13 protein-coding genes are annotated in these 12,388 nt (G+C 42.0%); 11 read left to right on the top strand and 2 right to left on the bottom strand.

Translation table 11 applies throughout. The features are described from left to right. Positions 1 to 150 precede the first annotated feature (150 nt). The 4 genes from QN079_RS10630 to QN079_RS10615 are packed head-to-tail and all read left to right on the top strand — an operon-like array spanning position 151 to position 4,307. Positions 151 to 2,058: an ABC-F family ATP-binding cassette domain-containing protein gene (locus QN079_RS10630; protein ID WP_289229729.1), complete on the top strand. Its 1,908-nt coding sequence runs from the start codon at positions 151 to 153 to the stop codon at positions 2,056 to 2,058. A gap of 16 nt (positions 2,059 to 2,074) precedes the next feature. Continuing rightward, complete coding sequence (locus tag QN079_RS10625; RefSeq protein WP_010749378.1) at positions 2,075 to 3,022, top strand: thymidylate synthase; 948 nt, start codon at positions 2,075 to 2,077, stop codon at positions 3,020 to 3,022. A 44-nt stretch (positions 3,023 to 3,066) separates the two neighbouring features. Beyond that, on the top strand, positions 3,067 to 3,813 hold the full coding sequence (locus QN079_RS10620; RefSeq protein ID WP_289229728.1) for a hypothetical protein: 747 nt from the start codon (positions 3,067 to 3,069) through the stop codon (positions 3,811 to 3,813). Positions 3,814 to 3,818: 5 nt separating this feature from the next. Next, positions 3,819 to 4,307: a dihydrofolate reductase gene (locus tag QN079_RS10615; RefSeq protein WP_289229727.1), complete on the top strand. Its 489-nt coding sequence runs from the start codon at positions 3,819 to 3,821 to the stop codon at positions 4,305 to 4,307. Between the two features lie 63 nt (positions 4,308 to 4,370). Here QN079_RS10615 and trhA read toward each other — a convergent pair whose 3' ends face one another. Further along, the gene (gene trhA, locus QN079_RS10610; RefSeq protein ID WP_289229726.1) at positions 4,371 to 5,024 is read right to left on the bottom strand and encodes a PAQR family membrane homeostasis protein TrhA; all 654 of its coding nucleotides are present in this window, start codon (positions 5,022 to 5,024) and stop codon (positions 4,371 to 4,373) included. Positions 5,025 to 5,150: 126 nt separating this feature from the next. Here trhA and QN079_RS10605 point away from each other — a divergent pair, with 126 nt between their 5' ends. The 7 genes from QN079_RS10605 (at position 5,151) to lepB (ending at position 10,653) form a co-directional block, all read left to right on the top strand. Then, entirely contained in the window at positions 5,151 to 5,993 is an 843-nt protein-coding gene (locus QN079_RS10605; protein WP_026008095.1) for a DegV family protein, read from the top strand. A 212-nt stretch (positions 5,994 to 6,205) separates the two neighbouring features. Next, the gene (locus tag QN079_RS10600; protein ID WP_289229725.1) at positions 6,206 to 7,192 is read left to right on the top strand and encodes an SGNH/GDSL hydrolase family protein; all 987 of its coding nucleotides are present in this window, start codon (positions 6,206 to 6,208) and stop codon (positions 7,190 to 7,192) included. Beyond that, on the top strand, positions 7,189 to 7,839 hold the full coding sequence (locus tag QN079_RS10595; protein WP_087627711.1) for a YpmS family protein: 651 nt from the start codon (positions 7,189 to 7,191) through the stop codon (positions 7,837 to 7,839). The genes QN079_RS10600 and QN079_RS10595 overlap by 4 nt, the downstream gene beginning before the upstream one ends. Then, positions 7,839 to 8,360 carry a peptide-methionine (S)-S-oxide reductase MsrA gene (gene msrA, locus QN079_RS10590; RefSeq protein ID WP_016610786.1) on the top strand — a complete coding sequence of 174 codons (522 nt, stop codon included), beginning with the start codon at positions 7,839 to 7,841 and terminating at the stop codon, positions 8,358 to 8,360. The genes QN079_RS10595 and msrA overlap by 1 nt, the downstream gene beginning before the upstream one ends. Next, the gene (locus tag QN079_RS10585; RefSeq protein WP_005229600.1) at positions 8,353 to 8,574 is read left to right on the top strand and encodes a YozE family protein; all 222 of its coding nucleotides are present in this window, start codon (positions 8,353 to 8,355) and stop codon (positions 8,572 to 8,574) included. The genes msrA and QN079_RS10585 overlap by 8 nt, the downstream gene beginning before the upstream one ends. Positions 8,575 to 8,642: 68 nt before the next feature. Continuing rightward, the gene (locus tag QN079_RS10580; RefSeq protein ID WP_289229724.1) at positions 8,643 to 10,073 is read left to right on the top strand and encodes a S41 family peptidase; all 1,431 of its coding nucleotides are present in this window, start codon (positions 8,643 to 8,645) and stop codon (positions 10,071 to 10,073) included. Positions 10,074 to 10,104: 31 nt separating this feature from the next. After that, positions 10,105 to 10,653 (top strand): signal peptidase I, encoded by a 549-nt coding sequence (gene lepB, locus QN079_RS10575; protein WP_005229602.1) that lies wholly within the window; start codon positions 10,105 to 10,107, stop codon positions 10,651 to 10,653. Between the two features lie 128 nt (positions 10,654 to 10,781). Here lepB and QN079_RS10570 read toward each other — a convergent pair whose 3' ends face one another. Beyond that, a complete protein-coding gene (locus QN079_RS10570; protein ID WP_289229723.1) occupies positions 10,782 to 12,275 on the bottom strand; it encodes a helix-turn-helix domain-containing protein in 1,494 nt (497 codons plus the stop codon). Positions 12,276 to 12,388 lie beyond the last annotated feature (113 nt).

Raw genomic sequence — 12,388 nt, 5'->3', positions numbered from 1 at the left:
AGGTTATTCCTAAAAGATGATCAACATCGATGATCAGAAGGAGTAGACTGACGAAGGCATTCTTTTTTTCAAAAATTGATTTTTTTCTCTCATCGTTTCCGCTGATGAAATGTGGTACAATGAGCGAAGAAAAAACTCAGGAGGGATTCTGTGAAAGAATTAAAAGTAAGTGAATTAACCAAAACATATGGTGAAAAAACACTGTTTGATCAGCTTTCTTTTCTGATACATGAAAAAGATCGAATCGGTTTGATCGGTGTCAATGGCACGGGTAAATCGAGTTTGTTACGGATCTTGGCCGGTTTGGATCGCGGAGATGGCGATCGCCAAACGGTATTTGCCGCCCAAGATTATCGCATCGGTTTCTTGACTCAAGACAATCAGTTACAAGAAGAATTATCTGTTGTAGATGCTGTTTTTCAAGGCACCAGTCCGCTGATTCGCGTTGTTCGTGACTATGAAAAAGCGCTGATTGCCTTAGAGAATAATGGCTTGGATCAACAAACGCAACGGAATTATCAGTTGGCAGAAGAAGCGATGAATAAAGCCGATGCTTGGAATACAGATACAACTGCCAAGATCATTTTACAAAAACTTGGGATCAATGAGTTAGAAAAAAAGGTCAGTGAATTATCTGGAGGTCAAAAGAAACGAGTGGCTATGGCTCAAGTATTGATCGATGAACCAGACTTGTTGTTATTGGATGAACCGACTAACCACTTAGATTATGATGCGATCCAATGGTTGGAAGGCTATCTAAAAAATTATCGGGGTGCGTTACTGATGGTGACCCACGATCGCTACTTTTTGGATCGAGTCGTTAGTCGGATCTTTGAATTGTCTTTTGGCAAGCTACATGAATATCAGGGCAATTACGAGACGTATCTTCATGCTCGAGCAGAACGAGAACGTGTGGAGGAGACGCAAGAAGACAAGCGCAAGCAGTTGTACAAACATGAGTTGGCTTGGATTCGCACTGGAGCGAAGGCCCGTACAACGAAACAACAGGCACGGATCGATCGTTTCGATGATTTAAAAGAAAACCTACATCAAGTAAAACGAAACGGCGAAGTGGCCATTGATGTTGCTACGACACGCTTAGGCAAACAAGTCTTAGAGCTAAAAGATGCGAGTTTCAAGATTGAAAACAAAACGATTTTGTCTCACTTTGATTTGTTGATTCAATCAAGAGAACGCTTAGGGATCACAGGAGAAAACGGTGCGGGCAAATCGACGTTGCTCAATATTTTAGCTGGTCGCCTGCCTTTAGAAGAAGGGGAGCGTACGATGGGCGTGACTGTGAAAATGGCTTATTATACGCAAACGATTGAAGCGATGAACCCTGATCAGCGAATGATTGCTTATTTGCAAGAAGCAGCCGAGGAAGTGCAAAAAGTGGATGGCTCCCAAGTCAGTGTCGCAGAAATGCTGGAACAGTTTTTATTTCCGCGATCCATGCATGGCACCAAGATCGGCAAGCTGTCTGGCGGGGAAAAACGACGACTATTTTTACTCAAGCTATTGATTGGACAGCCAAATGTTCTCTTGTTAGATGAACCGACCAACGATTTGGATATTGATACCTTGACGATTTTGGAAAGTTATTTGGAAACATTTCCAGGTGCAGTCATCACTGTTTCCCATGACCGCTACTTTTTAGATAAAGTTGCCCAAAAATTGCTGATCTTCGAAGGAAATGGCAGGATTACGTCCTACTTTGGTTCCATCAATGAATATCTAGCAGCCAATACCAATAAAGCTAGTTCGAGTGTACTAGAGCCAAAAGAAACAAAATCCGATTCACTTTCTGCTGAAAGTGAGGCGTCTGCTGCAGCGCCTGTTAAAAAGAAACTGAGTTATATGGAACAAAAAGAGTGGGCGACGATTGAAGATGATATCGCGGCATTAGAAGAAAAAGCAGCCGCTTTGACCGAAGAAATGAATCATCAAGGTGCGGACTTTACGAAGCTGCAAAAATTACAGCAAGAAATCAGCGAGGTTGAAACACAACTGGCAGAAAAAATGGATCGTTGGGAATATTTGAGCGAATTTGTGTAGAGTAAAGGAGAGAACGATGGAACAAGCATATTTAGATCTAGGAAGAAAAATATTAGCAGAAGGCAATGATAAAAGTGATCGTACAGGAACGGGAACACGCAGTGTCTTTGGTCATCAAATGCGTTTTGATCTGTCCCAAGGCTTTCCTTTGCTGACAACAAAAAGAGTTCCTTTTGGCTTGATCAAGAGCGAATTATTGTGGTTTCTAAAGGGAGATACCAATATCCGCTACCTGCTGGAACATAATAACCACATTTGGGATGAATGGGCGTTTGAACGTTACATTAAAAGTGATGCTTATACAGGTCCTGATATGACAGACTTTGGTCGCCGTTCATTAGTGGATGAAGCTTTCAATGAACAGTATCAACATGAGTTGAAACTATTTTGTGAAAAAATCTTAGCCGATGATGCTTTCGCTGAAACTTTCGGCGATTTGGGCCATGTATATGGGTATCAATGGCGGCATTGGGAAAAAAGTACCGGCGGGTTTATCGATCAAATCAAAGAAGTGATCGACATGATCAAAACGACGCCGGATTCTCGCCGTCTGATCGTCTCCGCATGGAATCCTGAAGATGTACCGACGATGGCGTTGCCACCTTGTCACACAATGTTTCAATTTTATGTTCATGAGGGTCGCTTAAGCTGTCAGCTGTATCAACGCAGTGCCGATGTCTTTTTAGGCGTTCCCTTCAATATTGCTAGTTATGCGCTATTAACGCACCTGATTGCTCATGAAACTGGATTAGAAGTCGGGGATTTTGTCCATACATTAGGCGATGCTCATCTGTACAGCAATCATATGGAACAGATGAAGGAACAGTTGACTCGTTCGGTACGTCCTGCGCCAACCTTACAGTTAAATCCTGAAAAACAGTCGATCTTTGATTTTGAAATGGAAGATATTACCTTGGCAGGGTATGATCCGCATCCAACGATCAAAGCACCGATCGCAGTTTAAGTGGTTGTTTGGGTTTCATTTCATAAAGAAAGGAATGAGGCGTAATGGTAAATACCCACAAGCGAGGCTTTGCGGCGACCTTTCATCAGAGACATGCTGGATCGATTACTGCAGCGCTCATTGAGCAAGTCATCGAGTTCTTGCATCAGCACTATGATGCAGTTTGGCTATCCGTATCCGAAGAAACAGTGCCAGAGCTAAAGGAAGCCATTCGATCAAATCAGCAGTGTACTGCCATTTTTATACCAGCAAAAGGAGCAGCGGATGCCCGCAGAAGGCTTGTTTTTGCTGCCCAGCACCACCTGCCAGCTCTGGATTCGCTGCATATTTGTGATTTTGATCGCGTGGTGACGTGGATGAAGACCTATCCAGAAGAACTAGTGGCTATAAGCAAAAAGCCTTTACCTGCGAATACGTATTGTATCCTTGGACGAACTGCAAGGGCATTTGCGAGTCATCCGCAAACGTGGCAAAGAACGGAGCGCTTGATCAACGAGATCGCTGCTGACTTTTTTCAAATAGAAGAAGTTGATATCGCAGCTGGCAGTGCTCTCTTTCCAATCTCCCTGATACCGACCTTGCTGAAAAACAACAACGCGCATTTAAACGATGGGGAATGGCCGCGAAATATCCAAAGAAGCGGCGGCACAATTGTTTACCAAGCCTGTGATGGCTTGCGCTTTGAGGAGCGCAACAAAGATCCATTTGAGCATGAATCAGCTTTTCAGCTGATGCAGCGGCTGCAGGTTGCTGCTATTATTTCGGAATCATTTTATACAGAAGGGATGTAATTTTTATGTTGATCGCACTTTGGGCACAAGATCAAAAAGGGTTGATCGGAGCGGATGGTACACTGCCGTGGCATTTGCCGAATGATTTGAAATTTTTTAAAGAGCAAACCATCAATAATACGATTATAATGGGGCGCAAAACCTTTGAAGGCATGGGAAAAAGATTACTGCCACAGCGTACGACGATCGTTTTGACGAGTGATCAGGATTATCAAGCCAACGGCGCCTTAGTGATGCATGACCGTGAGGAAATTTTGGCGTATGTGAAGCAGCAAGAGCATCCCGTTTTTTTAACTGGTGGAGCAGGTGTTTTTGAAGCGATGATTGACGATTGCGATCAATTGTACCGTACAGTGATCGCTGCGGAATTTAACGGAGATGTGTATTTCCCAGAGATTGATTGGACGCAATGGAAACTTGATCATGTGATCGATGGGATCGTCGATGAAAAGAACCATTATCCCCATCAATTTGAATTTTATCGTAGAAAATAAAAGAACAGGAAGCTTTCTGCAGCGAAAGTTTCCTGTTCTTTTTTTGTAAGCAGTGCTTCATTTTTAGGTATACAACAAGACGGAAAAGTACATCAGTCCCGCACCTAACATAACGAATAGGTGCCAAACCACATGCATGAACCGAACGGATTTTAAACTATAGAATAGCGCACCTACAGTATAAGAAACACCACCGCTTCCTAGTAAAAATGTTCCCCAGTAGCCTAAATGTTCGATCAGAGGTTTAAAGGCAATAACACATAGCCAGCCCATGATGATGTAGATCAGGGTGGAGATTTTTGAGACGGTCTCTTTTTTATGAAGAGTCAGTGACTTATAAACGATGCCGCTAATTGCTAGTAGCCAAATCAAGACAAAGAGTGACCAGCCAAGCAAGCCTTGGATACTAAGCAAGCAAAAAGGTGTATAACTTCCAGCGATCAGCAAGAAAATGGAGGCATGATCAAAGACTTGGAAGACCTTTTTTGCTTTGGTAAAAATCAAACTGTGAAATAAGGTAGAAAAGAGGAAGAGCAAAATCATCATCGACCCATAAATGGCATAGGAAACGATGTGGATAGGTGACCCTAGATTTGCCCCCTTGATTAAGAGGATGACCAATCCTGCGATACTCAGTCCTAATCCGATCCCGTGGGTTACTGCATTTAATACTTCATTGACGATCAAATATCTGCGACTAAACTTCATGTGCTGCATTCGGCACCGTCCTTTCGAATCGAAATTAGATGAAAAAAAATTTTCTCTCTGTTATACTTAGTATAAATGGTCTGTGGTTATTTTACCACGAAAAAAGACTTGATTTAAAGAGAGAGTGAATATATGATGGCAAATCTTAAAATTGTGACAGATTCTTCCAGTACGATGGAACCAAGTGTCCGTGATGCTTTGGCTATCCATGTCGTGCCTTTATCTGTAATGATCGATGGTGTCGTTTATCCAGATGATGAAACGCTGCCGGGAGAAAAATTTATGCAAATGATGGCGCAAGCCAAAGAGTTACCTAAAACTAGTCAGCCGCCGATTGGTCATTTTGTAGAACTGTATGACGAATTAGGCAAAGATGGCAGTGAAATACTATCGATCCATATGACCAAAGGTCTTAGTGGCACTGTGGAAGCGGCTCGTCAAGCCAGTCATTTATCAAAAGCGAAAGTCACCGTGATCGATAGCGACACGACAGACCAAGCGTTGGCTTTTCAAGTGATTCGGGCAGCAGAATTGGCTAAAGCCGGTAAGACATTAGAAGAAGTTTTACCAGAAGTGGATCTGGTGCGTGAGCATACGAAATTATTTATCGGCGTTTCAACGTTAGAAAACTTAGTAAAAGGTGGGCGCATCAGTCGCGCCAAAGGTCTTTTATCGAGCTTACTGAACATGAAAGTGATCATGGATTTTGATCATTCAGAACTGATTCCAGTCGTCAAAGGACGCGGCGTCAAGACGTTCAATAAATGGTTTGAGGAATTAAAAGCAGAATTGAAGAATATGCCAAAAGTGACGAAAATTGGTATTTCTCATGCAGAAGGGTTAGAAATTACGGAACGTTTCCAAAAAGAACTAGCAGAATTGTTTCCTGACTTGGAGATCCCATTGCTTCACACAACACCGATCATCGCCACTCATACAGGTAGAGGAGCGTTTGCGATCACTTACAGTACGGAATAAAAAAGGTGCTTCCTTTCAGCGATTCGTTTGACGACGAATCGCTTTTTGGTGTATGAAAAGCTGAAAGGAAGAAAAAGCAGAATGAAGCTGCGTTTCTTTGTCTATTCAGAGAGTAGGGAGCTGTTTTCTTTCTTAAGTTTGAAGGATTGCGACTAGGAATTTTATGAGAATTTTGTTAAAATAGCAAAGATTACAAAGGAGTTTGAATACCTGTGAAATGGAAGAAATTAGTAACTTATTTGATCGTTGTGGGACTGATAGCCGTTGGAACGGGTGTACTGTTTCACTTAGCTGTTCCCAAAGCGCAACCACTGCTGACCCCTGTGGATAAGCTAGCAGCCAATGATTCGAAAAAATCCGCCATTGAATACCTCGCACTTGGGGATTCATTGACAGAGGGTGTTGGGGATGAAACAGCTCGGGGCGGCTTTGTGCCTATTTTGGCAGGAGATCTAGAGGACCGCTATGATCTGAGCAATTTAGTAACCAAAAATTATGGGGTCGCTGGTGAACGAAGCGACCAGATTTTAAAACGAGTCAAAAATGATGAAGACTTGCGCCAAGACCTTAGTCAAGCGGACCTGATTACTTTGACCGTCGGCGGAAATGACGTCTTAAAAGTGATCCAAAGCAATTTCTTCGGTCTGAGTATCGAGACGTTTACGGAACCGATGGCAGAATATAATGAACGCTTAAAAGATTTATTCGCTCAAATCCGTGAACTAAATAGCGATGCCCCAATCTATGTTTTGGGTATTTACAATCCATTTTATCTGAACTTTCCAGAGATCACCGACATGCAGACGATCATTGATAACTGGAATAAACAGACGGAAACGTTCGTCAATCAGCAAGAAAATGCCTTTTTTATTCCTATTAACGATTTGCTCTATAAAGGGTTAAGTGATGAGGTCGGTATTGCGGATACAGAAGAAGACGCAACTGAGGAAACAACACAAACAACCGACACTGGAAGTTTACCTGAGTCATCGGCGTCAAATGCTGATGAGACACAAAGCAGCACGTCGGCGACTACCGACTCATCGCAAGCTGTCGGGAATAATATCACCAACAATGTTTTGTATGAAGGCGATCGCTTCCATCCCAATAATCTTGGGTATCAACTGATGGCGAATGCCGTTCGCGATGAAGTGATCAAAACACAAAACTATTGGTTGCTAGAGGAGGAAGCAAAATGAAACCAAGCGAATCAACGAAGCAGCCGGAAAAAACAGCTGCAAACACTAAAAAATCGATCAACTACTGGAAAATTGCTTTTCTAGTTCTGGTCGGCATCCTTTTGGGGACAACGGTTTTCTTTGCTTCAAGAATTTTTCAGCAGCGAGAAACTGGCTTAAATGAAAGTGCTGAACTTGTTCAACGGGAGGGCAGTCCTGTTCTGACCGTTAACAGCAACAAAAGCCAAGTCAATCAATTGATTGATTTTTATCTATCTGATTTTCAAAAGGATCAAGAGGTAAAATATAATTTTGAGCTGAGAAACGAAGCACTCTTAACAGGCGAGTTTCAAGTATTAGGGTTTCCTATCACGTTTTATCTCTATTTTGATCCTTATGTGACAGAAGAAGGCAATGTCCAATTAAAAGCCAAAAGTTTATCGATTGGCACCTTGGATTTGCCCACTAGTGAAGTAATGAAAATGATCAAACGTAGTTTTAAATTTCCCGAATGGATCGATGTCAATGCCGATGAACAAATTATACTGATACGATTGGATCAATTCCGCATGCAAAACGGATTGTTCATCAAGGCAAACAAAATCAATCTTGTAGATGATGAAATTCAAATGAGCTTATATTTACCAGCTGAAACGGAGGATGAATAATGGAACGAGCAATTTTTGCAGGTGGGTGTTTCTGGTGTATGATCCAGCCCTTTGATGAACTCGAAGGGGTGCATTCGATTTTTTCTGGTTATACCGCAGGACATACCGAAAATCCAACCTATGAAGAAGTCAAAAGCCATCAAACAGGGCATACTGAAGCAGTAGAAATCATTTTCGACCCAGAAAAAATCAGTTATGAGGAGCTCTTGACGATTTATTGGCAGCAAACAGATCCAACGGATGCTTTTGGCCAATTTGAAGATCGCGGCGACAATTATCGTCCGGTTATCTTCTATTTTAACGAAGAGCAACGAAAAAAAGCCGAAGCCAGCAAAGCAGCACTTCAGGCTTCCGGTCGCTTTACCGATCCGATCGTGACTACGATCGAACCAGCGCAACCCTTTTATTTAGCGGAAGAAGAACATCAAGAGTACTACAAAAAGAATCCTGAAAATTTTGCTCGCAATCATGCCCGTCGAGCAGCCTTTTTAGAAGATCATTGGGAGCAAGAACATGCGTAAAAGTTTTTATAGCTATTTAATGGCAGTCAAAGGTCCGAGTCATACAGATGAGGCTCAGATCTTTGCCACTCATGCGAGTCATGATATTCAGTTTCCAAAGCACAGTGATGATTATGATGAAGTCTCTTCTTATCTGGAACTAAACGTTGATTATTTGCCATCCATGGATATTTTTGATCGTATCTGGGCAGAGTATCTCGAAAATAACAAATAAAAACGTCCTTCGTTTTGCCTGCATAAATGCTCAGAACGAAGTTGTTTTTTCTCAGAGAGGTGTTGTGAATGAAAAATGTAACGACAAGCCGATATATCGTTTCTCTTGTCTGTGTCGCGATTTTGTCGGGAGGCGGTGTCTACTTATGGCAAACAGCCCAGCAAAATCAGCAGACGACACAGCCGGCGACAGAAACGACGACAGCAGCCAGCGGGATGGAGAAAATCCAGTCGTTGTATGACCAGATCCTTGCGAATTATTACCAAGAAGTCGATGAGGATGCATTGATTGAGGGTGCTCTTCAAGGGATGACCGATGCGCTTGACGATCCTTACACGACGTATCTGAACCAATCAGATGCGGATAACTTGGATCAGTCCCTCTCAGGAAGTTTTGAAGGGATCGGTGCTACTTTGTCGATCGTGGAAGACTATCCCGAGGTCGCACAAGCGCCAATCAAAAACACCCCTGCAGAAAAAAGTGGTCTGCGCATGAATGATCGAATCGTCAAAGTCGATGGGGAAGATACGCAAGGACAGGAATTGTCTGAAGTCGTGAGTAAGATTCGAGGGGAAAAAGGCACGCAGGTGACCTTAACGATTCAGCGTGGAGCAGATACCTTTGATGTGGAAATCACTCGGGACGTGATCCCAATCGAAACGGTCCATGGTGAACTGGTTGAAAATGATGATACGATCGGTCGAATTGATATTACCTCCTTTGCCGAAAACACAGCAGCTGAGTTGAAAGAAACGATCACCGAGTTGCGGGAAGACGGTGTGAAATCGTTTGTTCTTGATCTAAGACAAAATCCTGGTGGATTGCTGGATCAAGTCCAGATCATGGCAAGTATGTTTTTAGAAAACGGCCAAACGATCGTGAAGTTTGCCAACAATCAAGGGGTTGTCAGTGAGACCAAAGCGAGCGAAGCATTGGATGAAGGATTCAAAGTCACAGAGCCAGTCGTTGTTTTAGTCGACGGCGGCAGTGCCTCCGCAGCTGAGATTTTTGCCGCAGCCTTGCAAGAATCAGCGGATATCCCAGTCGTTGGTACGGAAACCTTTGGTAAGGGGACCGTTCAAAATGTGAAGGATCTGGGGGATAATAGTGAATTAAAAATGACGGTCATGAAATGGCTGACACCGAATGAAAATTGGGTCAACGATCAAGGTGTGATGCCGGACTATGAAGAGGATTATCCTGAATATGCGTATTTCCCGCCATTACCTCGTGATAATGCCTTAAAAGCTGGACAATCGTCAACGGCTGTCAACAATCTGAATCAATTTCTTAAAGCGTTAGGGTATGCCACGAGCGGAGATACCTTCAATGACAAGACGACTGCAGCTGTGAAAGCCTTCCAAGAAGCTCATGACCTAAAGGCAACTGGTGAAGTCGATGCCGACACTGCCCAAGCAATTGAAAAAGAAGTAGCAGAAAAACTCAAAGCAGAGGACCCAGCGTACTTAAAAGCACTGTCCTTGCTTTCAGAAAAATAAGTAAGGAATAAATCGGAGAGGAGGTAGATTTGTGAATGCCAAGAAACAGTGGATCGATCGTTTTTGGCTAGTCGTAAAATATGCCTTGATCGCCTTTGCAACAGCCTTCTTGATTCGGGCATTTTTACTGATTCCGGTTCCTGTTGAAGGGAACTCCATGGAAGGAACGTTGCAACAAGGAGATATGGTAGTCATCGAAAAGATTTCACCGATTCAGCGTTTTGATGTCGTTGTTTTCCAGCTGCCAGATGGTTCGACCTATATCAAGCGGGTGATTGGCTTGCCGGGTGAGTCGGTAAAATATGTCAATGATCAGCTTTACATTGATGATGAACCGGTAGATGAAGATTTTCTAGTGAAAAACCGCAGCAACGATCATGAGTCTGCCTCTTATACCAATGATTTTGATTTGGAATCTTTATTGGGCGTGGAGAAATTAGGCAAAGACAGTTATTTTGTCATTGGTGATAATCGACGTGCCTCTAAAGATAGCCGCTCCTTTGGTCCTATATCAGGCGATGCGATTTTAGGCAATGCCCGCTTTGTTTATTATCCATTGACTCATATTCGGCTGATTTAGACTGAGAAAAATAGAATGTTCCTAACTAAACATCCCCCTTGGAATCATCTGTTGATTCCAAGGGGGGATTTTGTATAGCAATGATCCCTTTTCAAAAGGATGTGGTTTGTATCGAGAAAAGGGTGGACTTAGGCGCTATTGGCAGTTATTCTTTGTATTTTTTCATTAAAAGCAGCCAAGAGTTTCTGACATAGATTCGTTTCAAAATCACGGTAGCGGCAAAAATCAATGATCGCCGTGTTTTCCTCGGTTGTAAAAGGAGGTAAAAGCTGTGGGGAACTCAGAATATAAAAATCAAAAGGTTCCTCTGTGGGCAGCGTGATCCGTTCTATTTCAACATAGGGCAATCGTTCACATATATTAAACACTTCCATTGAGACCAAGTAATTGGATACATAGACAAAAGCAACTTTAAGCTTATATTTCTGTTCCTTTTCGATGTAAATGGGGTAAAGCAAACACGCTTGATAAAAAGCAAGATCCGTATAACAGGCTTTTAACCACTCGTAGCCTTTGCGATTTGCTATTTTACGCCAAAAACTCTGAATCGTATTTGTCAAAATCGTATGTAATGGGTACTTATCTTTGATTATAGTAGCTTCAAAAAAATTTAAAAGAGGGACTTTTTGCTTGAATATGCAGAACTTCAGCAATGTAAGATATGTATTCATATAAAGAAACGATTGATGGTCGAAATCAAAATCACAGAGAAATTTTTGGCAGTGTGCTTCAAATTCAGCCATCAGTTCCTTTAACTCCGATTTTTCATGCTTGTAACAGTCTTGAATGATCGGAAGGCGCACGTCTGCTGCTGAAGTTAGCATCGGCCAGTAATAAAAAAGGAAAAACAAAGCATTGATCTCAAGAATATCTATCGCTGAATCAATGATTTCAAAAAACGCTGAAAAGAAATCAAGATTTTCACCACTGGGAATAAAGGACTGGTTCGTTAACTGATAAAGATTTGTCGCGTGGCCATTCTTGATACGAAATAGACAGATTTTGCAATGAAGCAAGGCTTCTTTTTTGCCAATCTCATACTTGCTTTTGTACTTCGTTCCTTCGTAAGTCACAAAAAGTTCTTCGATCTCTTGATCAAATGCCCTCGCCAAACTATCTCCTAAAGAAATGTGCCAGATAAAATTAAACAATAAGATGCGAATCACCATCTCCGAACCTGTAAGTGCCATAGCGGACTGATTTAACGTCACGTTGAATTCTTTCAAATGGTCTTGCAGCTTCTTTGTTTGCCGAAAGCAAGTCGAACGACTGATATAGTTTCTTTGGCAAAATGCCAGTAAACTTTCATCTTGATTGGTCAAGATGCTTAACAATAATTTGTAAGAAATGCTTTCTTGCGCTAAAAATTGCTGATATTGGTTGTATTCAATCAAATTTTTAGGAAGATTCAGGGTGTTTTTATGTAATGAAAGATTCACTGGGGAGAGGTTTTGCAAGTCGATTTGGATCGAGGAAAGTAAACTTTTCAATCGTGTTGCACTTAAGTGGGTCAGATTTTTCACGAACTCTAGGTTGTATTCACCCGGAGCAATTGATAATAGTTTTCCGTAGAGTCCGATTTTGTCTAACGCTCGGGTATCTAAGAGTATTTTTTCAATCAAATGATCACCTTCTTGTTTTATTAATAACGTATTTATATAACGGTGTAAAGACACGTCTCAAAACTTTTGCTTTTTTTTAGAAAAATTGAGACAAATTTTTCATAGAACTGTCT

The organism is Enterococcus sp. FZMF (assembly GCF_030263915.1).
Taxonomy (GTDB): Bacteria; Bacillota; Bacilli; order Lactobacillales; family Enterococcaceae; genus Enterococcus_D; species Enterococcus_D casseliflavus.
This window is presented reverse-complemented; position numbering and strand designations above follow the sequence as displayed.